The sequence below is a fragment of the Streptococcus sp. HF-2466 genome, from assembly GCF_015594645.1.
Lineage (GTDB): Bacteria > Bacillota > Bacilli > Lactobacillales > Streptococcaceae > Streptococcus > Streptococcus anginosus.
Window position 1 is genome coordinate 1 of sequence record NZ_JADNQU010000010.1, and the last position, 21,866, is coordinate 21,866.

A 21,866-nucleotide genomic window follows, 5' to 3' on the forward strand; every position below is an offset into this window, starting at 1 on the left:
GTTTAGTGCTCATGGCCAATAATCTCCTTAAATACAATAAGAGAACGACTCAAACTTAAAAAGCTAGAGTTCCATAATTGGGAATCTCTAGCTTTTTTGTGACTGAGAACTATTTTGTCTCAGACTCTTAGTTATATATTACATCATCCCGCCCATCATACTTGGATCCATTGCTGGAGTTGGACTGGCTGGTTCTGGTTGGTTAGCAACAACTGCTTCAGTTGTTAAGATGAGGCTCGCTACTGAAGCTGCATTTTGAAGGGCAGAACGAGTAACCTTGACTGGGTCAATAATCCCAGCATCAATCATGTTCACCCATTCACCGGTAGCGGCATTAAAACCAGTTCCAGCTTCCGAATTTTTCAAGCGGTCAATAACGATAGAACCTTCAAATCCTGCATTCAAAGCGATTTGGCGAACAGGTTCTTCTAACGCACGAAGAACGATGTTGCGACCAGTTGCTTCGTCACCTGACAAGTCTAGCGCTTCAACGGCACTTAAAACATTGACAAAGGCTGTTCCACCACCTGAAACAATTCCTTCTTCTACAGCTGCGCGAGTTGCATTGAGGGCATCTTCGATGCGGAGTTTCATTTCTTTAAGTTCTGTTTCTGTTGCAGCACCAACTTTGATGACAGCCACACCGCCTGACAATTTCGCTAAGCGTTCTTGGAGCTTTTCACGGTCAAAGTCAGACGTAGAACTTTCGATTTGGGATTTGATAACAGCCACACGGTTGGCAATCGCTTCGGCATCACCAGAGCCTTCAACGATAACAGTGCTATCTTTGTCCACAGTCACTTTTGAGGCTTGTCCAAGCGCTTCAATCGTTGCATCTTTCAATTCCAGACCAAGATCTTCTGTAATTACTGTACCACCAGTCAAGATAGCAATATCTTCTAACATTGCTTTACGACGGTCACCAAATCCTGGTGCCTTCACAGCGACTACATTGAAAGTACCGCGGATTTTATTCAACACAAGAGTTGGAAGAGCTTCACCGTCTACATCATCTGCGATAATCAAAAGCGGACGGCTTGTTTTCAAAATATTTTCCAGCAAAGGAAGAATTTCTTGGATATTAGAAATCTTCTTATCTGTAATCAAGATATATGGATTATCTAAGTCAGCAACCATTTTTTCATTGTCTGTCACCATGTATTGGGAAAGGTAACCGCGGTCAAATTGCATTCCTTCAACCACATCTAGCTCCGTTTCCATACCTTTTGATTCTTCAATAGTAATAACACCGTCATTGCCAACTTTTTCCATAGCTTCAGAGATGTATTCTCCGACTTTTTCAGAACGTGATGAGACAGCCGCAACTTGCGCAATCGCTTCTTTATTAGAAACCGGAACAGAATTTGCTTTTAAGGCTTCAACAGCTGTTGCAACAGCTGTTTCAATACCACGACGAATGCCAATTGGGTTTGCACCAGCAGTTACATTTTTGATTCCTTCGCGGACAATTGCTTGCGTCAAGACAGTCGCAGTGGTTGTTCCGTCACCAGCAATATCATTGGTTTTTGAAGCAACTTCTGACACCAACTTAGCTCCCATATTTTCAAAATGATCTTCGAGTTCGATTTCTTTTGCAATGGTTACACCGTCGTTTGTGATGAGTGGTGAGCCAAATGATTTTTCAAGAACAACATTGCGTCCTTTAGGGCCTAAGGTTACTTTAACGGTATCTGCCAAAATATCGACGCCACGCACCATGGCGCTTCTTGCATCTGCTGAAAATTTAATATCTTTTGCCATTTTTACAATTCCTCTTTCTATAAATTTTTATTTATTCAACAATCGCTAAAATATTTGCTTCATTGACAACGAGGTACTTTTCTTCGCCGTCTTTAACTTCAATTCCCGCATGGCTTTCAACGAGAACGGTATCACCAGCTTTTACGCTTGGCGCAACGAGTTCACCGTTGAGTGTACGAATTCCATCCCCGGCAGCTACAACTTTTGCTGTCTTTGTTGCGTCTTGTCCTGCACCTGCAATGACAAAACCACCAACTTTTTGTTCTTTTTCTTCTACTTTTAAGACCACACGGTCGCCTAATGGTTTAAGCATTTGTTTACCTCCAATATCTTGTTTTAGCACTCTACAAGTGCGAGTGCTAATATTTACATTTTCTATTGTATCACTTGGTCAGAAATAGTCAAGAAAAAAACTCTGTCAAACGACAAAGTTTTTAGGGGGAAAGCAAATAAATTTTTATCGAACCAATCTTAATTTTTCTTCAAAATCATCAATGACTCTTTGAAGATTCAGTCGTCCTTTGTAAATACCATAACCAAAGACAAGCATGGCTAATATTCCCAACACTGCTAGGATTATTCCAAGAACAAAGGCAATGAGATTGGTTTGACGGAAGAAATAGATTAGAACAAGACCGATACTAGCAATAGTAAAGAAGAGACTAAACCAACGCCCTAGATTTTCAATCATGTGTTTTTGGTATTGAATTTCCGTTTCATATCCTTGAATCAATTCTTGTTCTGTCATATTTTTCTCCTATTTAGTATTTCAATCCTGGGTTGAAGAAGCCAACCAATACACCAAGGAAAGCTACTACAACGAGAAGCAACATTACTTTAATTGGTGAAAGGTTTTTCTTCGCCATCAACCACCAGCAAAAGACGATAAACAAAGCTGTCAATAGACCTGGATAGACACCGTCTAATTGATCTTGTAGTACCAAGAAAGCTTTTCCTGAAGAGTCTTTCAATTTGAAAGCTGTCTTAACAGGTACCCATGTCGCTGCAACAGCACCGATAACCATACCACCAATGATAGAAACAGACTTACGGATAGCTTGTCCTTGAGGTCCGACAAGAAATTCAACTGCTTTGTCACCAAGTTCATAGCCTTTAAAGTAGGCAAATTTCATACCGAAGTAAGCGAGCAAGTTCCAAACAACGATATAGAAAATTGCACCAAGTGGCGAACCACCATTTGACAAACCAAGAGCAATACCTAGTATAATCGGAATCAAGGTACCAACAATCAGTGAATCACCAATCCCTGCAACAGGTCCCATCAGCCCCGCACGAAGACCGTTAATCGTTTCGTCGTCTACTCCATCAGCACCGTTAGCACGCGCCTCTTCTAGACCAGCTGTAATCCCTACAATCAAAGCACCTAATTGAGGTTCTGTGTTGAAGAATGCTGTGTAGGTGTGCATTGCTTTTGCTTGATCTTCTTTTTTAGAATATAATTCTTCCACGATTGGCAGCATTGAAGCTAGGTAACCAAAGGTTTGCATGTGTTCTTGTGAGAAGCAAGTTAAGTTCCCATAATACCAATGATGGAAAGATTTTCCTAATGTTTTTTTCGTTAATTTAACCATTTTAAATATCCTCCTCATCGTCGTCATCATCAAAACTTGCACTTGAAGCTGCTTGTGCTCTTACATTTTTAGCCATTTGAATTTCATAGAATAATACTGCGAAAATCAATGAAATTACTGCACAAGATACAAGGTTAAGTCCTAGTGAAGCTGCTAAAGTAAATCCAACAAAGAATGGAATGAAATCGACAGCTTTTTCAACAATTTGTTTCAAGAGGATTGCAATTCCGACACATGGAAGGAGAGAACCGACTGTAAAGAGGGTTTTCATTGGAATACCGTCCAATGGAAGTGCCGTTTTCAAGGCCGTAACTGCATCTGCACCCAATTTACACATAATGAGGGTTGGCAAGAATGAGAATACCAAGTGTGAAATCCAAGGGAAGCCCCAGTCTACCATGTACAGGCGTTTAAATTCACCTTTTTCAACAGCTTTCCAACCAATATGTTGCCAAAGCAAGTTCATAGTAGCGGTACCATAGAAAAGAACTGTACCGACTGTACCAACGAGTGTTCCCATTGATTTAGCCAAGTTAGCAGCGTCTGCAGAGTCAAGTGATAGTCCTTGCGATTGAATGGCAACCATTGCCAGAGGAATCCCAATATAAGAAACCGCACGCACGTCAGCTGAAACCGTACCACCAGGTGTTACCAAAGCGATATAAACGAGTTGCATAGCAACCCCACAGATAATACCTAATTTCACATCTCCTAAGATCAGTCCTGAAACTAAACCACCTACAAGCGGGCGCCCAAGAGTATAGTTACCAATGGAAGTACCACCTAGACCAGGCATAGATGATAGACAGGCAAATAACCCTAGTAAAGCGGCTTGAAACCACGAAATTGTCATAATAAAGCCTCCTTAATGCTTATTATATTTTGTTAAAAACCAAATTTAGATTTGAAATCGTCCCAGTAGCCAATAGACACATCTGGCAAGAGTTGGAATTTCACTTTATAGCCAGCTTTTTGAATCGCTTCAAGTGCTTCCGCTTCCTCTTGTGTGATGGATTGGTTGTTTCCTAATTTAATAGCTCCTGGACGGTCATTGGCTGGACCAACGATGATTTCTTTGATATCACTAGGCACAAAACCTTGATCAACTAGTATTTCTTTCATATCAATTGGATTTTTAGTAATCAAGAAATAGCGACTATCGGAATCCAATACCTTTTGTGATTTTTCTTTCCATGCTTCTTTTGTCCAAACAAATGTTTTTTTATCAGAAGCTGCTTTATAGGCTTGTTTCAAAACTGTATTTCCTGCTGCAGCATTATTGACAGCAACTAAGCCGTCACAAGGATATTCTTTTGCCCAACGAGTTACTGTTTGACCGTGAATCATACGGTCATCAATACGTACAAATGAAATTGTCATGATAAATCTCCTTTTTAATCTTTTTTAAATATCGTCTTCATCCTCTTCATCACTAGCAACTACATCAAATTCTTGCAGCGCTGCGGATGCTTCTGAGAGAATGGCTTGTGCCAATTCTTTTCCTTCCAACATATCTTTCATCACTAAGCCTGTGAGTGCCATTGTCAAATTGAGACCACCAAGTACGACTGCAGTGTTTAACTTGCCAAGTTCTGATAAAACATTGCAAGCTGTCGTCAAAGGGCTTCCTCCGACAATGTCTGCCAACACCAAAACCGTATCTTCTGTTCCCAGATTTGCTAACGCTTGACGAAAGTCAAGAGCGAAATCTTCAACAGACTTGCCTTCTTTTAGACCTACTGCAATAACTTGGTCGGTCTTATCCCCAGCGAACATCCTCAATGAGCTTTGCACGCCTTCTGCTAGTCCACCATGACTGACTAGTACTAGATATTTCATGTTCTTTCCTCCTTCATTTCTGTCTTTATTTTACTAAATCTGAAACCGGTTTCACATTGTCAAATGTCACTTTGTAAAGATGACATTTGTTAGTTAAAATATGACAAATGTCATATAGTTTTCAAAAAGAAAAATAGCCAGCTTTGAGCTCAAAAATCTCTCATCTGACTATTTTGATATTTATTCTTCGTTAAACCTCTATTTGCCTGTTTCTTCCATTTCCCTTTGAATACTTGGTAAGATACTGTCTATTTCATTGTTTTTGAGAGCATTTCCTAGTAAATAATCCAGTCGTTCCAAAGAATGATAATCCAAGTCTCTGCTAATATCTAACACCGAATGCTTCATCATATGATCCAGTCGTTGCGATGTCAGCGAATCCAGTCCAAAGTCATCTGCCTGTAAAATCTTTTTCGTCTGACTGCTTTTAACTACGGAAGTCAAGACAGAGGTCCCTTGTGATTTTGCAAATAGCTCTTGCTGATTTTTATGATTTTGACACAGCAATTTCATAAACTCCCAAGCTAATTTGTCCTGTTTTGTCTTTGAAGACATAGCAAAAAGAGATGTTTTCACTTGGGTCGCAGGAATGCCCGCTTTAGCGGCCGGCATAGGAATGCAGGTCCAAGAAAATCTAGAATATTTTGCCACATGGTAGGGATAGGGTTTGTAGGTTCGATATTGAGCCAAACTCATTGGATAAAAGGCGACCTTACCTTCATCAAAATCATTTGACGTTACCTTGTACCGTTGATTTAATGAATCCAATTTACTGATAAAGGAGAGTGCCTGATGCATTTCGACACTATCAATATTAACACCATTTTGATTTCTTAAATGCCCGTTATACGCCACCAAGGCTTGCTTCCAAGTATAATCCGTAATGCCATACTGGTCAATCAGACCGTCACCATCTGTATCCTTTGTTACTTTTTGACAAATCGCATATAAATCCTCTAAAGTCCAATTGGAGTCAGGAATTGAAATACCTTCTTTTTCCAACAAATCCTTATTGACACACATCATGATAGGATTGCTTTCAATCGGCAAAGCATAACTGTGCCCCTGATATTGCCCGGCTTGGTAGGCAACTGGATAGTAAGCTTCAACTTCTTCTTTACTAAGCAAAGAGTCTAGGGATTTGAATGCTCCAGAAGCCGCTAACATAGAAAAATCATTTTCAGGCACCATAAATATATCTGGTTGTTCACCTTTTAGAATCTTTTCTGCTAGCCAATTATCATAGTCCTTTTTAGGAATGCCGCTCTCATAGACAACTTTGACGTTGGGATGTGACTTTTCAAATTGGTGAATAATATTGTCTAACACTCTATTCTCACGACTATTCGGAACGTCCCAGCTACTGCCTGCATACACTCCAATTCGCAAAATCTTTTTTTGATTGGAAGTCCATAAAACAAAGCTAAGGGTCACTAAAAGGAGAGCCGAGATGAACATCGTCAAATACCTCATCCGCCACTTCATTTGTCATTGTCCTTACTAAAATCACGTTGGGTAACACCTGTCTGCACAGCCCAAATAGCTAATTGCGTGCGATCTCGCAAATTTAATTTCGTCAGAATGCCTGACAAGTAATTCCGCACTGTCCCTTCAGACAAGAATAACTTCGCTGCAATTTCCTTGTTTGAAACTCCAAAACCAATCTGCTGAATAATCTTCCACTCAGTCTGACTCATGTCTTCCACATTTTCTTCCGCAACAGAAATAGCAAAATTGGACTGCGCCATTTGTGAAAAAATTTTAAACACTTTGGTAGCAATGTTGGGGTTAATCATAGCACCGCCTTTGTGAACCGTTTGAATGGCTTGGTGCAGTTCGTCAGTAGAAACTCCTTTTAAAATGTAACCAGAAGCTCCGTATTTCAATGCTGAAAAAATGAAATCATCGTCATCGAAAGTTGTTAGAATAATAATTTTGATATCTGGATAGTGTTCTTTGACTGCCTTTGTACAGAGAACACCGTCCATAACAGGCATTCGAATGTCCATTAAAATCACATCTGGATGTACATGGTGAAGTTTTTCGAGCACTTCCTTGCCGTCACCGACTGTTCCCACCACTTCAATATCTGCATGAGCTGATAAAATAATCTGTAAAGACTCACGAATCAAGGCTTGATCATCTGCTATTAAAACTTTAATCATTTTTTCCTCCTATTTTCGGAATTTCAATATGAGTATAGAAACCGTTGCGATTTTCAAAATGAACACTCCCACCAATAATCGCCAAACGCTCCTGCATTTGTTTGAGACCATAACCATAGTGAAGCTCGTCAAAGCCGACCCCGTCATCTTGAATGGTCATGATATAATTTTCTTTTTCCAATAATTCAATCCAAATCGTCTTGGCGTGTCCATGCCGCACCGAATTTGTAATGGATTCTTGAATCACCCGAAAGACAATATCTTCTTTTGCAACATCCAGATCAATCGTGTCCCATTCATAGAGAAAATGAATTTCTAAATTAGAAATGGCTTCGTACTCTCGAATAATTTTAAGCAGTGCTTCTTTTAAACTATTGTTTTCTAGAGCGCCGGGACGCATTTTATTGAGCGAGCCTCGCACATCGCGGATACCGTCTCGCACAACCACAGAAACATTTTCCAACTGCTCCTTAGCACGATTTTTGTCAATATCCACCAGTACTTTAACCGCATCAATCCCAGCTGAAATTCCTGTCAAAGCATGCCCTAATGTATCATGGATTTCTCTGGCAATCCGTTTTCTTTCACGGTCTTCCGCAATTTTTTCAGATAAGGCTAAATAACTATTCAACTCGCGATTGGCTTGTGCCGCCATCCGCAGTTCTTCTTCAATATGGTGCTTTTCGGTCATTGCAGATAAAATATAAAAGAGCAAAGAAATCATAAACACAACCAGATTTAGTGAAAAGAGAAAATTCTTTCCAAAAAGGAGTGCCATGCGAATCGATTCTGGACAAAAGCGAATATAAGTATCTAACGAAGGCAATTTGACAAAAAGCGACATTAAATCATAGTTGGATAAGAGCAACATGGTAAAACTCAAAATGATAAAGGAAAACCAGTATTTCCGATCTTTTGAGGTGTTAAATTCTTTGGAACCATAAAAAATATCTGCAAAAACTAAGAGAATCAGACCATTATAAGAAGAATGCAAGACAGAAAAGATAACTAACATCAGCAAAATCTCAATAATAGTTACTTTATCATAAACAGATAGCTGATTTGGATGCTTCTCACGGTAATAAAAAACCAATAATAAGCAAGCATAAAAGGCAATCGACATCCAAAAACTAAAGCTCGGCGAGCCTGGGATAGCATCCAAACGCCCCAATAGTGAATGAGCATAACCTCTTGCGACCACGTAATTCGTCGCAAAAAGATAAATAGAGGCATTATAAACAATGGCAATAAAATTGATGACCATTAAAGCAATTTTGCTATAAAAAATACTTTTATTTCGTCTCATTATTGCCACCCTGTAATTGTATATTGCCCGATGTTATCTTTATTCACCAAATGAACAGGAATCAGGTACTCCTTTTTGTAAGATTGATGCTTCATCATGCGCTCAATCACTTCTGTCACCTTTCTGCCCATTTGAATTGGAGACTGGGCAACCGTTCCTTGAATATCATTGGTATTGGCAAGGAAATTCTTAATATCAGGCGAGCCATCTACGCCATAAATTGCAATCTTGTCTGTCACACCTTGATCTTTTATGGCTGCGAGAGCTCCGATTGCAGCACGATCATTTAAAGACATGACCACATTAAATTGCATTCCTTCGTTCAATGCTTTTTTTACTTGTGGCATACTTTCTTCCGTCTGCCCCAATGTTTCCCGCTTAGAAACTACCTGATAAGCAGGATACCCTTTAATCGTATCTAAAAATCCTTGAATCCGATCCATAGCAGATACTGCGTTATGGTGCTCCAACAGCAAAATATTCGCACTAGACAAACGTTTCATCATGTCTTTAGCTATCAACACACCAGCCTGATAATTGTCTGACACAATAGTAGTATCAACTTTAGCATCTTTGCTAACAGGTGCATCCACGACAATGATCTTGATTCCCGCTTTTCTGGCTTTATTTAAAGAAGTCAGAATCTTTGGACTGTCACTCTTAACCGGATTTATAACAATCACATTCACTTTTTCTTGAACAAAATAATCAATCTGCTGACTTTGCTTATCTTCGTCTAATTCTGGGTCCCGCACATAAAGTCGACTTCCCTGCTGATTGGTTTTTTTCTCAATTTCAGCATTCAAGGTTTTATAAAAATCATTGTTCATCGTCATATAGGTCACTCCTATCTTGACCTGCTTGCTATCTGATGAATTCCCTTTTACATAGAGGAAAACTAAGCCAGCCAAGACGAAGACAAACAGAAAAAATAATAGATATTTACGATAATAGCGATATTGCTTTTTTCCTTTACCTGCTCCCATTTTTTCTCCTTATCAACAGCAATCTTAAACAGAAAACTTTGTTTTATCTAGGTTTATTATATTATATTTATACAAAAAAGCAAAACCTCGCCAAAAAAAAGAAGTGTGAAAACTTGAAAAATCCCCCTAACTTCCTTGTTTTTAAACTCAAGTTGAAATCAAATACAACACCTTCTCAGACTGTTGACTTCTATCTTGCGCATGTTATTCGTACTTTGTTGAAAGCATAAAATGTTGACTTTTTCGCTGACTAGAGACAAATAGACTGAATTTTATCCAGCCTAGCTTATCTTTATTAAAATGGCAATTCCTCTTCTTCCAGAAGCAAATCTGCCAAGTCTACACCTGCATTATTTTCACGAAGAGCTCGCTGTGCACGACTTTCTAATAGCTGGAAGCCGTTGCAAAGTACTTCTGTGACATAGTGGGTAACATTGTCCTTCTCATAGCGGCGAGTGCGAAGTTCACCGTCTAGCGAAATCAAGCTGCCTTTACTTGCATAACTTGCCAAAGTTTCGGCTAACTTACCCCAGACAACGACATTTACAAAGTCCGCTTCTCGTTCACCATTTTGCCCTTTGTAGCGACGATTGACAGCAAGGGTTGCACGCGCCACAGATTTATCATTAGCTGTTTTGTTTAACTCTGGTGTATTCACCAAGCGACCAATTAAAATTACTTTATTATACATTTTCTTTTCCTCCTAACTATTTATTCGTAAGAGAAAAGAAAAAATCGTGAAAATTCACGATTAAAACTTAATTTCTATTTTACCCTTGCCAATGCTTAGTTGGATCAAATGCTGTTCCTACCACTTCTGAACTTGCTAATTCAATAATCCCACGTTTTTGCGGAGCATTGGGCAATTGTAATTCACGAGGGCTGCACATCATACCAAAACTCTTTTCTCCACGCAGCTCACCAGGGAAAATCAAGTTTCCTTTTGGCATCATAGCACCCGGAAGCGCCACAATCGTCTTGAGACCTACTTTAGCATTAGGCGCACCTGCTATGATTTGAACCACTTTATCTGCTGCTACTTTTACTTGACAAATATTAAGGTGATCACTATCTGGATGAGCTACCATTTTCACAATTTCACCTACTACAAATTTTGGGGAAAGATCATTGACTAATTCTGGTTCAAAACCTGCTTGGCTTAATTCTTGATTCAGAATTGAAATTTCTTCATCTGTCAGAAAAACTTGCCCACGTTCGGTAATATTAAAAAGATTAGAAACCTGAAAAATATTCCAAGCAACTGTTTCTCCATTGTCCAAACGATAAATACGCGCTACGTTTCCCTTGCGCTCAGCAGCTAACTTAACTCCTTGACCGTCTGCAACAATCACCATCAGCACGTCTCCAACGTGCTCTTTATTATATGTAAAAATCATTATTTCTCCTATATGTTCAGTTTAACTGGGCTAAAAATTCATTGATTTGCGTCTTCGTTTTTCGCTCGCGATTAACAAAACGACCAATTTCTTGTCCATTTTCTAGGACTACTAGGCTAGGAATCCCATACACATCCCACTTTTTGGCAACTTCCATATAATCGTCACGATTGACCTCAACAAAGGTAAAATCAGGATTTTCTGCTTCAATCTCAGGCAAAAAAGGTTTAATAAAACGACAATCTCCACACCACTCGGCTGTGAAAAAGAACACAGTCTTTCCTTCGCGTTTCACAAATGATGCCAATTCTTCTATATTTGCTGGAATAATCATTGTTCTTCCTCATAGGTCAATTCCCCATTTTCATATACAAATGTGATGTGCCGAGCATCTTCATACACTACACCACCAACCAATTGATGCTCATCTGACTTGTATAATTGCACATATAGTGTGGCAATATCGCCTAGCTCAGACAAACTTTTCCGAATTTCAGCAACTAATTGCTCACGCCACTCAGCTTCTTTTCGTTCGTCCAACGTTTTTTTAGTCGCATAAGCTGCAATCCCTACTCCCGCAAGTGCAGCCGTTGTTAATAGAATCTTTTTAGCTTTCATGACAATATTTTAACACAAAAGATAAATTGGGACAAATCGAAACACTACTGTTTTTTATCTTTGAATGCTACCCAACTATGATAGAAAATGATAAAATAAGAACAGAAAGAAGGTTAATGATGTCAGAATTATTTTCAAAAATCAAAGAAGTAACAGAAATTGCTGCCGTTTCAGGGCATGAAGCGCCTGTTCGCAATTATTTGCGTAAAAAAATCACTCCTCATGTAGACGAAGTCATAACTGACGGCTTAGGAGGCATTTTTGGAGTGAAACATTCAGAAACTGTTGATGCACCGCGTGTCTTAGTAGCTGCCCACATGGATGAAGTTGGCTTCATGGTGAGTGAAATCAAACCCGACGGAACATTTCGTGTGGTACAAATTGGTGGCTGGAATCCACTCGTCGTTAGCAGCCAACGGTTTAAATTGTCTAATCGTACAGGAGATGAAATTCCTGTTATTTCAGGATCTGTTCCTCCACATTTGACTCGTGGAACAGGTGGACCAAGTCTACCAAGGATTGAAGATATTGTTTTTGACGGTGGATTTGCTGATAAAGCAGAAGCTGAAAGCTACGGCATTCGTCCGGGCGATACGATTGCACCAGACAGTTCTGCCATTCTCACAGCTAATGGGAAAAGCGTTATCTCAAAAGCTTGGGACAATCGTTATGGCGTGCTCATGGTGAGTGAACTCGTTCAAGCTCTATCTGGACAAAAGCTTGGCAATGAACTCTATGTTGGAGCCAATGTCCAAGAAGAAGTCGGCTTGCGTGGCGCTCATGTTTCAACGACCAAGTTTGACCCAGAAGTTTTCCTTGCAGTGGACTGTTCGCCTGCTGGCGACATTTATGGAGACCAAGGAGCTATCGGAGAGGGTACTCTGATTCGTTTCTTTGACCCAGGTCACCTCATGTTGCCAAATATGAAAGATTTCCTTCTAACAACGGCAGAAGAAGCAGGCATCAAGTATCAATACTACTGTGGCAAAGGCGGAACCGATGCAGGCGCTGCTCATCTCAAAAACGGTGGTGTGCCTTCTACAACTATTGGTGTTTGTGCACGTTACATTCATTCTCATCAAACGCTCTACGCAATGGACGACTTTTTGCAAGCACAAGCTTTCTTACAAGCTCTTGTTAAGAAGTTGGATCGTTCAACCGTTGATTTGATAAAAAACTATTAATACGTTAGATTAAAAATTCGTATTTGAAAAGGCTGTGGACAGAATGTCTCAGCCTTTTTTCTGCTTTTATCTTTTTTGCTTATTGCTTAATCCCATCAATTTACGTAATTCGGGGATTCGTTGCAACTGTGGGACAATGAGCATTGTCACAAATACTCGTAAAGGAATTTCAAAAACAGACCATGCCCGAGTAGCGTATAGTGCAACAAAGGGTACTCCATATTGTAAATGGAGAGCTAAGGGCGTTAAGGTAAAGGTCCCCACTCCCATAACAGCGACAGTTGCTAGTGTCACCCAAAACCAGTCTTTCTTCCGTTCAAATCGTAATTCTTTGCCATAAAAGAAATAACCATAGAGAATACCTTGCAAGCCCTCAATTAATGTAAACCAGATAATGAACGGTTGACCTTGACTCAAAAAGAAAAAAGACAACATATCATATACGGCAGAAACCAGACCAGATAAAATCGGACCAGCGACACTTCCCATAAGGGTATAACCAATGAAAGCTGGGCTCAGCTTCAACAAACGAGGGATGACAAAGATTGAAAACTTCTCTAAGACAAAGCAGAGAGCTACAATCATAGCAAGGGCAACCAAAAGTTGCACCGACAACTTAGGCGAGTTTTTTCTCATATTCGCTCCTTTTCTTTCGGGAGCCGTCAAAATGACAGCGGATGCAATGGTCTACCGCACAAATGTTTCGTTGTATGGCAACATCCCATCCATACACACTTAACGCAGACCACTTACTCTGTGCAAATGAATTGCTCTTTCATTCTATCACATTTTAACTATTTAGAAAACCTCCTTTTACCTAATCGCTTATTAGATATTTTCTCACATTTGCAAGGAAATAGAGAGAGCCTGTGATGAGCAGCAGCTCTTTCTCTCCATGCTTGACTTTTTTGTATTGCTCCAAATAAGGTAACCACTCTACATATGCTAACTTTTCTCGCTTTGCCAAACCTTGCATTTCTTCTGTTGAAAAACTCCGTGAATCCTCAAATGTAGTGAGAAATAACTGAGATTTGGAAACAGTTTTTAACAAAGCAACCATTTCATCCAATGCCTTGGTCTGAATACAAGAAAATAAAATGTGCTTTTGATAATCTGGGAAATAGCTTTCTAGGGAAGCTATCAGAGCTTTCATTGCATGAGGATTGTGCGCACCATCTAGCAAAATCAACGGTGCATTTGTAATTTTCTCCAAGCGAGCAGGCCAATACGTTTGTTTCAATGCTCGTCGCACCTCATTTTCACTCAACAATGGTAAACCTTTCAAGCTGCAATATTGATCGCATAATTCAAGTGCAAGTCCTGCATTCTCAACTTGATGAACGCCCAAAAGAACACTTTGATAGTCTTCTTTCTGCCGAAATGCATTTGAAAAACGAAATTTTTCTCCTTCTGCCAAGCGTTGCACAGACTCTACCTGATAATCTTTCCCATAGCGGACATGAGAAGCCTGACGTTGCTGAGCAATAGTGTGAATAACTGCCAGTGCTTCTGAAGAAATCTTGCCTGTCACCACTGGTACCCTCTCTTTGATAATACCTGCCTTTTGCACTGCAATGTCTGCCAGTGTGGTACCTAAAATAGCCATGTGATCTAGTCCGATTGTCGTAATAGCTGTCAAATCCGGTCGACACACATTAGTACTGTCCAATAAACCACCCAGACCTACTTCCATTATGACCACATCTACCTCTTGCTGGCAGAAATAATCATAAGCCAACGCCGTGATAATCTCAAACTCTGTTATTGCCTGCAATACCGTATCATCTACCTGCTTTTTTAATAACTCTTGATAAGATTGCAACAAAGAATAAAAGTCTTCGTCTGAAATAGGTAAACCATTGATTGCAATTTGCTCATTATAGTTAAGAAGATAAGGCGATGTAAACGTTCCAATACACAACTTCTTTACTTGCAATAGCTGACGTAAATGCGCAATCGTTGATCCTTTTCCATTGGTACCTGCAATGTGAATGACCGAGATTTGTAAATGCGGATTACCTCGCAATGCTAATAGTCGTCTCACTCGTTCTAAGCCTAAATGCGGCTCTTTTGTTTGGTGTTGGTGCAACCATTCTAACTGTTCTTCCTTTTGTATCATTGTCCTTCTCATCCAATCTATAATGCTCTCATTTTATCATAGAAGTGAGATTTCTACAAAAGGAATTTACCAAAAAATGAGCAGGAAAAGAAGAGAAAAGCTATTGCGCACCAAATGACTGAAAATGGAGAACTCTAAACGAGGAAGTGGCTTGGGAATAAAGAGCGAAAACAGAAATCCTAAGCCCGTATAAACGATAAAACAAGCCAAGTCAGCTGGATTTCGTAAAAGGATAAATAACAAACTCCCTATCACAAAACTCATTCTTGCTTGATCTTTTGAAACAAAAAGATGAATAATAGATGACCGAACCTCAGGCACCAGAGCTATCACATCAACACCCAGCAAAAAAAGAGAGGAGTGGATGAACAGGCTCATAAACAATTGTTGACTTTCTGAAACAGCTGCCGTCCCCTCTAAAATCATCAGATAAACTCCTATGGCATTGATAAATACCATCATGAGATAGGATAATCGCAGGAGGGGCCAGTAACGAGCCGTTAAGATCTCTGATTTAAAATCTGTTAATTCTCTGGAAAAATAGCGAAAATAAAGCAAGCCACAAGAAAATAGAATGAACAAAAATACAAAACTGGACTGCTGAAAGGTCAATGATTTGGACAACGGCATCGTCAACAATACCAAAGCAATCTGTGTCAGAACGATTAGCAAACTCATTTGAAGAATATTTTTTATCTTTCTCATTTCAACTCCTTTTTCTACCTTTTTAGTATAAAATATTTCAAAGGTTTCCTCAGAAGATGCCCTAAAAAGTTATTTTTTATCTTCAAATAGTAAAAAATGAAAGCAAAGTAAAACACATTTCCCTCAACAGTCCTTCTTTGTCCCACGCCAACAAGTCGACGCAAAGTATCAACTCAAAAAAAAACAGGCAAAATCTCTTTCGGATTGTCTCCAATTAAGATTTTTCCTGTTTTTTGAATGATAATTTAGCTCTTGTTTTAGACCTATTTATTTATCTTTCTTCGTTAAAATTGCAAGTGTTTCAAGAAGATTGTCAACATGCACTTCAATGGTATCACCTGTCGCTTTAATTTTGACTTCAACGATGCGGTCAGCTGCTTTTTTCCCGATCGTCACACGGATTGGTAGGCCAATCAAGTCACTATCGCTGAATTTCACACCTGCGCGTTCATTGCGGTCATCTGTCAAAACTTCGTAGCCAGCTTTGAGCAGCTCTGCTTCTAGTTGTTCTGTCAATGAAAGAGCTCCCTCGTCTTTGACATTTACAGGGATTAGATGCACATCAAACGGTGCCAATTCTTTTGGAAAATTGATTCCCCAAGCATAGCGATAGTCTCCCTTTGGTGTCTTATTGACAAAGAGACGAGCGTGTTGCTCCATAACAGCTGATAAAAGGCGACTGACACCAATACCATAGCAGCCCATTACGACAGGAACTGCACGACCATTTTCATCTAAAACAGTCGCATTCATGCTTTCTGAATAACGAGTTCCTAATTTAAAGATATGTCCAATTTCAATGCCGCGTGCAAATTTCAAAACGCCTTGTCCGTCTGGTGAAACTTCTCCTTCACGCACCTCGCGAATATCTACATATTCTGCTGTGAAGTCTCGCCCTGGATTGACACCTGTCAAATGATAACCGTCTTCATTCGCACCAACAACTGCATTGCGAACGTCCTCCACCTTGCGATCTGCGATGATTTGAACATCTTCTGGAAGATGAACAGGTCCAAGAGAACCAAAGTTTGCACCAAACAGTTCACGAACTTCTTCTTCGCTTGCCGGTTCAAAGAAATCAGCACCCAAATAATTTTTCAACTTCACTTCATTCAGTTGATCATTTCCAACAAGCAGAGCCACAATCGGTTTTTCATCAGCAATATAAACCAACGTTTTGATTGTCTGGCTTTCATCCATATGAAGAAAGGCAGCAACTTCATCAATCGACTTGCAATCCGGAGTCTCTACACGAGTTAATTCGTCTTCGGCCACAACACGATTGCTTGGTTTGTATTCATTTGTTGCCATTTCAAGGTTTGCAGCATATCCTGACTCACTCGAATAAACAACAGTATCTTCACCAGACACCAACCAGCCTGTCAATTCTTCCTTGATAGCTTCTTGTACGTCTGCTGGAATTTCATCAAAGCTAGAGACTGACTTGTCCAAGACAACCCAGCGAGTAAGATTGGTACGGTCAGGTGTAATGGCCATAAATTCTTGGCTATCCTTTCCACCCATAGCACCACCGTCACCGATAATCCCTTTGAAATCAACCTCACTTCGTGTAAAAATATTCTCGTAGGCCGTCTTATACTCATCGTAAGTCACATCTAGGCTATCATAATTAGCATGGAAGCTATAACCGTCTTTCATGATAAACTCACGTGTCCGCAATAAGCCATTTCGAGGACGCTTTTCATCACGATATTTAGCCTGAATCTGATAAAGATTAAGCGGTAATTGCTTATAAGATTTTACAGAATCCCGTACAATTGCGGTGAATGTTTCTTCATGAGTGGGCCCCAAGATAAAATCTGAACCTTCGCGATTTTTTAACTTATAGAGATCTTCACCGTAGGTATCATAACGACCTGATTCACGCCAAAGGTCAGCACTAAGGAGGGCTGGAGCTAACATTTCGACCGCACCGATTTTTTCAAATTCTTCTCGCATGATTTTTTTTACTTTTTCAATCACGCGATTAGCCAATGGTAAGTAAGAGTAAACACCTGCTGAAATTTGGCGGACATAGCCCGCACGCAGCATAAGTGCATGACTGATGACTTGTGCATCACTAGGCATTTCACGTAGTGTTGGGATTAACATTTTACTTTGTTTCATAAATTCTTCCTTTTATTTATTATTTAGAATTCACCTTTTAAAAGAAGGTTCTCATAATATCATTCCAAGTCACCGCAATCAGCAACACCACCATAATGGCGACACCTGCTAAAGTGACATAGGTTTCTGTTTCCTGTTTTAATGGCTTGCGCCGAATGGCTTCAAGAAGATTGAGCACAATCTTTCCACCGTCAAGCGCTGGGATAGGAATGAGATTAAAAATACCAATATTTAGAGATAGCATAGCTAATAAAGCGATAACACTTTCAAGACCGCCTTTAGCAGCGTCACTACTGGCTTTGTAAATCGCCACAGGACCGCCTAGTTTATTGATGTCTGGGTGGAAAATTAAATTTTTTAAAGCGTCAAAGATGCGGAAACTAGCGTTCCAAGCCATGCTAAACCCACCCGCGATCATAGACGGAAAATCTGATTTCAAGCCCGGCATCACTCCTAATAGATATCTTCCTTGCTCTTTTTTAGGCTTAACTGTCAGCTCTCGAACTTTATTTCCGCTTTTAACCGTCACATTTAGTTCTGATTGCCCTTTACTGTTTTTCGTCTCAGACTGAACAGCTTGGGTCAAATCCGACCAATTCTTAATTTCGGCTTGACCAACTTTTAAAATCTGGTCGTTATTTTTTACACCAGCTTGTGCCAAGGCACCGTCCTGTAAGACACGAATGTGATTTGTATTGGGATTGGCAACGCCACCCTGCATGAAAATCAACAACAGAAAAGCTACAATCCCCAAAATGAAATTGTTCATCGGTCCTGCAAAGTTGGTAATGAGGCGCCCGCCTAAACTAGCATTTTGATACTGCACATCAAGCGGAGCAATCCGAACCTCTGTGCCGTCTTCTTCTACGATTGTTGCATCATGGTCAACCGCATAGGTCTTTTGTTCATCTAGTACCAAACCAGTGATTTCAAGCTTGTTTTCTAAATCAAAGCCCGTCACATTCATCGGCAGAGCAGTTTGATCAATTTTCTTGCCCGAAAGGTTGATTCGGACGACCTTGCCTGCCTCATTTAAAGTCAAACTAGCAGGTGTTCCGGTTTTAATCTCAGTCGAATCTTCACCCCAACCAGCCATACGAACATAGCCACCCAGCGGTAACATCCGAATAGTATAGGCCGTGCCGTCTTTTCCGATATGAGCAAAAATTTTCGGGCCCATTCCAATAGCAAACTCCCGCACCAAAATGCCCGATTTTTTCGCAAAATAGAAATGTCCAAACTCATGAACAACTACAATAATTCCAAAAACAATGATAAAGGTGATAATTCCTATAATACCAGACTGCATTACACCAACCTTTCTACTTTCTGACATGATCATCTTACTGAATTGTACCCAGCAAATCAAAATTACTTCACTCGGCTTAAGATTTCCTTATAAAGTTCATTCACAAAGAGGCTGGAAGGAACGTTTCCCAGACTCTTACAATAATTATTTTTACAACAAAACGCAGTAATGAGAAACTCTGTTGACTTTAGTCAATTTAGAGTTCCTATGCACAATTGATTAGATACTTTAGTGCCAATCAATCACTGTTGAGTGGCAGTTCTAATCCCTTGCTACGCAAGGCATGACGACCAAACCCTAGTCAACTGCACAAAGTAAAATGACAAAATCAATTTCTTGCGAAATATTGATTTTTTATGTCATCTTCTCAGATTTCATTTTTCTGTGAGTGATTACAAAACAATCACATTAGTCTGTCCCACTTCATTTCACCATTCTCATTAGAACAATCCAAAGAAATGCATCAAGGGAAAGACAAACAGCATGCTGTCAAAACGATCTAACACACCACCATGTCCGGGTATAAATTTACCAGAATCTTTGACTCCAAAATGGCGCTTAATTGCACTTTCTACCAAGTCCCCAAACTGACCTGCAATACTAAAGAATACTGTGAAAAGAAGCATAACAAACATATGATGAGGTGCGGCAACGTTTCTATCAAACAACATAAAAATAAATGTTACAAGGACTGCTGAAGCAATCCCACCTAGGCTGCCCTCAACAGTTTTATTTGGTGAAACATGAGGAGCCAAGCGACGTACGCCATATCTCCGTCCGACCAAGTAAGCTCCGCTATCCGTTGCCCAGACGATAAACAAGGCTAAGAGCACTTTGTCAAAACCAGCCACCCGTGCATCTAGCAAAGCATTGAAGCCAATTCCCACGTAAAAACTCGCAGCGATTGGATAAGCCGCATCTTCAAAACTGTAATTTTTCCCTAGAACAGTTGAGCCTAATAGAAGAAAAACAACTAAACTATAGGCCACAACATTTCCGTCTACCGGCAAAAATTTCAAATAGTTTTCGAGTGGAATCGTCAGCACAAAACCTGCTAACATGGCTAAGACACCTTCTAGTGTGGTACTTCTCAGCCCTTTCATTTGCAGCAATTCATGAACACCCAACATGGCTAGAAGCCCCATTCCAATTTGCAGAAGAGCGCCTCCTATCATCAAAACTGGAATGAAGATAGCAAGTGCCACTCCGCCAAAAATAACACGTCTTTGTAAATCCTTATCCATAAATTCTCCTACACGCCGCCAAATCGACGATTTCGTTTACTATATTCTTCAATAGCTGCTTTCAAAGCTTTCTCATCAAAATCCGGCCATAAAATGTCTGTAAAATACAGCTCACTATATGCACTTTGCCAAGGTAAGAAATTACTCAAACGCAATTCTCCGCTCGTTCGAATGACCAAATCCGGATCGCGCAATAATCGAGGTAGATTGCTGGTTTGTAGATAATTGGCAATTATCTCTTCATCAATCTCGCCCGGACTGAACTTGGCATCTAACACATCTTGAGCAATCATTTTAACCGCCTGAACAATCTCAGCACGACCACCATAATTCAAGGCAAAATTCAGAATCAAGCCTGTGTTGAGCCGCGTTAATTCTTCTGCTTTGCAAAGCGCATCATACGTTGCCTTAGGTAGCCGCTCCGTATCCCCAATCATTTGAATTTTTACGTTATTTCTATGCAACTCAGGCACATAACGGTCGTAAAATTCAACCGGCAAGTTCATGATAAAGCTGACTTCTTTTTCAGGACGCGACCAATTTTCTGTGGAGAAAGCGTAAACCGTCAATACTTGGACACCCAACTCTTTAGCTGCAATGGTAACGTTTTGCAAAGCTTCCATTCCAGACTTGTGTCCGAAAACGCGTGGCTGCATTCTCTTTTTAGCCCAACGACCATTCCCGTCCATAATAATACCGATATGTCTTGGGATTTGTAATGGAACTTCAATTTTTTCTTTTTTCTTAAAACTAAACATCTGCTTGTTTTCCTAATAAAGTTTTACATTTCATTATATCATAAATCCTCTAAAAATGGGATTTATGATAAATTTCAGATAAAAAAGAAGCCGAAACATAGAAATTTTTGGCTCCAACTTCTTTTTCACATTATTTTACGATAAAAATTAAATGCTTTATCTTTTTAAAATTCCTATTCTGCTAAGGGAATATTTGTTACTTGGTTGGGCTTTGGCATCAAAATAGCTAATTGGCGACGTCAAAGTAGAAAAAGAATTATTCTTATAAATTGTAAAAGAAACCTTTCAAGCAAAAATAAAAGAACTGGAGAAACTCCAATCCCTTTTTCTAGCTTAAAACACTACTATTCTTCTTCAATAGCTGTATCTTCTGACATATCAACACTTCCGTCTGCACCAGCAACTGCTGTGATTCCCTCTGTGAGAGGCAATACGGTCTTAATAGCTGTTAATTCAAATGTCAAGTAAACACCATCTACATCGAGAACAACCATTTTCTTTTCAGTATCAACTTCATCAACCGTACCATACAAGCCACCAATCGTAATGACTTCATATCCTTTTTGTAGTTTGTTCAAGCTTTCCATCCGTTTGTCTGCTTGTTTCTTTTGAGAACGTTGCATGAAGAACATCAAGCCCATCATCACAACCAACATGATTAAAATTGAAAAACCGTTACCCATTTTAGTCTCCTTTAGATTTCATATATTATCTACTATAGCAGATTCCTAGAGAATTTACAAGGAGGGGCTGAAA

The 21,866-nt window shown here is 39.7% G+C and carries 24 protein-coding genes and 1 riboswitch; of the genes, 1 reads left to right on the forward strand and 23 read right to left on the reverse strand.

The features are described 5' to 3' along the window. Positions 1-138: 138 nt before the first annotated feature. The 15 genes from groL to IYQ91_RS07970 all read right to left on the reverse strand — a co-directional run bounded on the left by groL (position 139) and on the right by IYQ91_RS07970 (position 11,664). Entirely contained in the window at positions 139-1,761 is a 1,623-nt protein-coding gene (gene groL, locus IYQ91_RS07900) for a chaperonin GroEL (RefSeq protein ID WP_003026907.1), read from the reverse strand. Between the two features lie 31 nt (positions 1,762-1,792). Further along, complete coding sequence (gene groES, locus IYQ91_RS07905; RefSeq protein WP_003030877.1) at positions 1,793-2,074, reverse strand: co-chaperone GroES; 282 nt, start codon at positions 2,072-2,074, stop codon at positions 1,793-1,795. Positions 2,075-2,218: 144 nt separating this feature from the next. Further along, positions 2,219-2,509: a PTS fructose transporter subunit IA gene (locus IYQ91_RS07910; RefSeq protein ID WP_106383925.1), complete on the reverse strand. Its 291-nt coding sequence runs from the start codon at positions 2,507-2,509 to the stop codon at positions 2,219-2,221. A 13-nt stretch (positions 2,510-2,522) separates the two neighbouring features. Continuing rightward, a complete protein-coding gene (locus IYQ91_RS07915; protein ID WP_021001249.1) occupies positions 2,523-3,353 on the reverse strand; it encodes a PTS system mannose/fructose/sorbose family transporter subunit IID in 831 nt (276 codons plus the stop codon). A 1-nt stretch (position 3,354) separates the two neighbouring features. Next, positions 3,355-4,206, reverse strand: a complete 852-nt coding sequence (locus IYQ91_RS07920; protein WP_126466456.1) for a PTS mannose/fructose/sorbose/N-acetylgalactosamine transporter subunit IIC — start codon at positions 4,204-4,206, stop codon at positions 3,355-3,357. Between the two features lie 32 nt (positions 4,207-4,238). Beyond that, positions 4,239-4,733, reverse strand: a complete 495-nt coding sequence (locus tag IYQ91_RS07925) for a PTS system mannose/fructose/N-acetylgalactosamine-transporter subunit IIB (protein WP_049513158.1) — start codon at positions 4,731-4,733, stop codon at positions 4,239-4,241. A 24-nt stretch (positions 4,734-4,757) separates the two neighbouring features. Further along, positions 4,758-5,192, reverse strand: a complete 435-nt coding sequence (locus IYQ91_RS07930) for a PTS sugar transporter subunit IIA (RefSeq protein ID WP_049516995.1) — start codon at positions 5,190-5,192, stop codon at positions 4,758-4,760. A gap of 198 nt (positions 5,193-5,390) precedes the next feature. After that, a complete protein-coding gene (locus IYQ91_RS07935; protein WP_195673544.1) occupies positions 5,391-6,677 on the reverse strand; it encodes an ABC transporter substrate-binding protein in 1,287 nt (428 codons plus the stop codon). Next, positions 6,674-7,357: a response regulator transcription factor gene (locus IYQ91_RS07940; RefSeq protein WP_151379934.1), complete on the reverse strand. Its 684-nt coding sequence runs from the start codon at positions 7,355-7,357 to the stop codon at positions 6,674-6,676. Before IYQ91_RS07940 ends, IYQ91_RS07935 begins: the two co-directional genes overlap by 4 nt. Further along, the gene (locus IYQ91_RS07945; RefSeq protein ID WP_195673545.1) at positions 7,350-8,663 is read right to left on the reverse strand and encodes a sensor histidine kinase; all 1,314 of its coding nucleotides are present in this window, start codon (positions 8,661-8,663) and stop codon (positions 7,350-7,352) included. Before IYQ91_RS07945 ends, IYQ91_RS07940 begins: the two co-directional genes overlap by 8 nt. After that, positions 8,663-9,649, reverse strand: coding sequence for a sugar ABC transporter substrate-binding protein (locus IYQ91_RS07950; protein ID WP_195673546.1), 987 nt, complete (start codon positions 9,647-9,649; stop codon positions 8,663-8,665). Before IYQ91_RS07950 ends, IYQ91_RS07945 begins: the two co-directional genes overlap by 1 nt. A gap of 295 nt (positions 9,650-9,944) precedes the next feature. Further along, complete coding sequence (locus IYQ91_RS07955; RefSeq protein ID WP_195673547.1) at positions 9,945-10,340, reverse strand: single-stranded DNA-binding protein; 396 nt, start codon at positions 10,338-10,340, stop codon at positions 9,945-9,947. A gap of 79 nt (positions 10,341-10,419) precedes the next feature. Then, positions 10,420-11,046: a YtpR family tRNA-binding protein gene (ytpR, locus tag IYQ91_RS07960; RefSeq protein ID WP_106383917.1), complete on the reverse strand. Its 627-nt coding sequence runs from the start codon at positions 11,044-11,046 to the stop codon at positions 10,420-10,422. Between the two features lie 16 nt (positions 11,047-11,062). After that, complete coding sequence (locus IYQ91_RS07965) at positions 11,063-11,380, reverse strand: thioredoxin family protein (RefSeq protein ID WP_195673548.1); 318 nt, start codon at positions 11,378-11,380, stop codon at positions 11,063-11,065. Further along, on the reverse strand, positions 11,377-11,664 hold the full coding sequence (locus IYQ91_RS07970) for a DUF4651 domain-containing protein (RefSeq protein WP_195673549.1): 288 nt from the start codon (positions 11,662-11,664) through the stop codon (positions 11,377-11,379). Before IYQ91_RS07970 ends, IYQ91_RS07965 begins: the two co-directional genes overlap by 4 nt. Positions 11,665-11,783: 119 nt before the next feature. On the opposite strand from IYQ91_RS07970, the gene pepA reads away from it, so the two are divergent. After that, positions 11,784-12,848, forward strand: a complete 1,065-nt coding sequence (gene pepA / locus IYQ91_RS07975; RefSeq protein WP_195673576.1) for a glutamyl aminopeptidase — start codon at positions 11,784-11,786, stop codon at positions 12,846-12,848. Positions 12,849-12,914: 66 nt separating this feature from the next. Here pepA and IYQ91_RS07980 read toward each other — a convergent pair whose 3' ends face one another. The 8 genes from IYQ91_RS07980 to yajC form a co-directional block, all read right to left on the reverse strand. After that, positions 12,915-13,484 (reverse strand): folate family ECF transporter S component, encoded by a 570-nt coding sequence (locus IYQ91_RS07980; RefSeq protein ID WP_195673550.1) that lies wholly within the window; start codon positions 13,482-13,484, stop codon positions 12,915-12,917. 33 nt (positions 13,485-13,517) lie between these two features. Next, a riboswitch (THF riboswitch) is annotated at positions 13,518-13,607 on the reverse strand. Between the two features lie 58 nt (positions 13,608-13,665). Continuing rightward, complete coding sequence (locus IYQ91_RS07985) at positions 13,666-14,967, reverse strand: bifunctional folylpolyglutamate synthase/dihydrofolate synthase (RefSeq protein WP_195673551.1); 1,302 nt, start codon at positions 14,965-14,967, stop codon at positions 13,666-13,668. Positions 14,968-15,033: 66 nt separating this feature from the next. Then, positions 15,034-15,672, reverse strand: coding sequence for a CPBP family intramembrane metalloprotease (locus tag IYQ91_RS07990; protein WP_174721346.1), 639 nt, complete (start codon positions 15,670-15,672; stop codon positions 15,034-15,036). A gap of 267 nt (positions 15,673-15,939) precedes the next feature. Further along, positions 15,940-17,799: a proline--tRNA ligase gene (locus tag IYQ91_RS07995; protein WP_195673552.1), complete on the reverse strand. Its 1,860-nt coding sequence runs from the start codon at positions 17,797-17,799 to the stop codon at positions 15,940-15,942. A gap of 37 nt (positions 17,800-17,836) precedes the next feature. Next, positions 17,837-19,108 (reverse strand): M50 family metallopeptidase, encoded by a 1,272-nt coding sequence (locus tag IYQ91_RS08000; RefSeq protein WP_022526850.1) that lies wholly within the window; start codon positions 19,106-19,108, stop codon positions 17,837-17,839. A 440-nt stretch (positions 19,109-19,548) separates the two neighbouring features. Further along, the gene (locus IYQ91_RS08005) at positions 19,549-20,352 is read right to left on the reverse strand and encodes a phosphatidate cytidylyltransferase (protein ID WP_195673553.1); all 804 of its coding nucleotides are present in this window, start codon (positions 20,350-20,352) and stop codon (positions 19,549-19,551) included. A gap of 8 nt (positions 20,353-20,360) precedes the next feature. Further along, positions 20,361-21,110: an isoprenyl transferase gene (locus IYQ91_RS08010; RefSeq protein WP_106101049.1), complete on the reverse strand. Its 750-nt coding sequence runs from the start codon at positions 21,108-21,110 to the stop codon at positions 20,361-20,363. A gap of 344 nt (positions 21,111-21,454) precedes the next feature. Beyond that, entirely contained in the window at positions 21,455-21,793 is a 339-nt protein-coding gene (yajC, locus tag IYQ91_RS08015; RefSeq protein ID WP_195673554.1) for a preprotein translocase subunit YajC, read from the reverse strand. Between the last annotated feature and the right edge of the window lie 73 nt (positions 21,794-21,866).

Excerpts from the sequence above, each read along its gene's own strand:
- groL (WP_003026907.1), bottom strand. The coding sequence starts at position 1,761 with ATGGCAAAAGATATTAAATTTTCAGCAGATGCAAGAAGCGCCATGGTG.
- groES (WP_003030877.1), bottom strand. The coding sequence starts at position 2,074 with ATGCTTAAACCATTAGGCGACCGTGTGGTCTTAAAAGTAGAAGAAAAA.
- IYQ91_RS07910 (WP_106383925.1), bottom strand. The coding sequence starts at position 2,509 with ATGACAGAACAAGAATTGATTCAAGGATATGAAACGGAAATTCAATAC.
- IYQ91_RS07915 (WP_021001249.1), bottom strand. The coding sequence starts at position 3,353 with ATGGTTAAATTAACGAAAAAAACATTAGGAAAATCTTTCCATCATTGG.
- IYQ91_RS07920 (WP_126466456.1), bottom strand. The coding sequence starts at position 4,206 with ATGACAATTTCGTGGTTTCAAGCCGCTTTACTAGGGTTATTTGCCTGT.
- IYQ91_RS07925 (WP_049513158.1), bottom strand. The coding sequence starts at position 4,733 with ATGACAATTTCATTTGTACGTATTGATGACCGTATGATTCACGGTCAA.
- IYQ91_RS07930 (WP_049516995.1), bottom strand. The coding sequence starts at position 5,192 with ATGAAATATCTAGTACTAGTCAGTCATGGTGGACTAGCAGAAGGCGTG.
- IYQ91_RS07935 (WP_195673544.1), bottom strand. The coding sequence starts at position 6,677 with ATGAAGTGGCGGATGAGGTATTTGACGATGTTCATCTCGGCTCTCCTT.
- IYQ91_RS07940 (WP_151379934.1), bottom strand. The coding sequence starts at position 7,357 with ATGATTAAAGTTTTAATAGCAGATGATCAAGCCTTGATTCGTGAGTCT.
- IYQ91_RS07945 (WP_195673545.1), bottom strand. The coding sequence starts at position 8,663 with ATGAGACGAAATAAAAGTATTTTTTATAGCAAAATTGCTTTAATGGTC.
- IYQ91_RS07950 (WP_195673546.1), bottom strand. The coding sequence starts at position 9,649 with ATGGGAGCAGGTAAAGGAAAAAAGCAATATCGCTATTATCGTAAATAT.
- IYQ91_RS07955 (WP_195673547.1), bottom strand. The coding sequence starts at position 10,340 with ATGTATAATAAAGTAATTTTAATTGGTCGCTTGGTGAATACACCAGAG.
- ytpR (WP_106383917.1), bottom strand. The coding sequence starts at position 11,046 with ATGATTTTTACATATAATAAAGAGCACGTTGGAGACGTGCTGATGGTG.
- IYQ91_RS07965 (WP_195673548.1), bottom strand. The coding sequence starts at position 11,380 with ATGATTATTCCAGCAAATATAGAAGAATTGGCATCATTTGTGAAACGC.
- IYQ91_RS07970 (WP_195673549.1), bottom strand. The coding sequence starts at position 11,664 with ATGAAAGCTAAAAAGATTCTATTAACAACGGCTGCACTTGCGGGAGTA.
- pepA (WP_195673576.1), top strand. The coding sequence starts at position 11,784 with ATGTCAGAATTATTTTCAAAAATCAAAGAAGTAACAGAAATTGCTGCC.
- IYQ91_RS07980 (WP_195673550.1), bottom strand. The coding sequence starts at position 13,484 with ATGAGAAAAAACTCGCCTAAGTTGTCGGTGCAACTTTTGGTTGCCCTT.
- IYQ91_RS07985 (WP_195673551.1), bottom strand. The coding sequence starts at position 14,967 with ATGATACAAAAGGAAGAACAGTTAGAATGGTTGCACCAACACCAAACA.
- IYQ91_RS07990 (WP_174721346.1), bottom strand. The coding sequence starts at position 15,672 with ATGAGAAAGATAAAAAATATTCTTCAAATGAGTTTGCTAATCGTTCTG.
- IYQ91_RS07995 (WP_195673552.1), bottom strand. The coding sequence starts at position 17,799 with ATGAAACAAAGTAAAATGTTAATCCCAACACTACGTGAAATGCCTAGT.
- IYQ91_RS08000 (WP_022526850.1), bottom strand. The coding sequence starts at position 19,108 with ATGCAGTCTGGTATTATAGGAATTATCACCTTTATCATTGTTTTTGGA.
- IYQ91_RS08005 (WP_195673553.1), bottom strand. The coding sequence starts at position 20,352 with ATGGATAAGGATTTACAAAGACGTGTTATTTTTGGCGGAGTGGCACTT.
- IYQ91_RS08010 (WP_106101049.1), bottom strand. The coding sequence starts at position 21,110 with ATGTTTAGTTTTAAGAAAAAAGAAAAAATTGAAGTTCCATTACAAATC.
- yajC (WP_195673554.1), bottom strand. The coding sequence starts at position 21,793 with ATGGGTAACGGTTTTTCAATTTTAATCATGTTGGTTGTGATGATGGGC.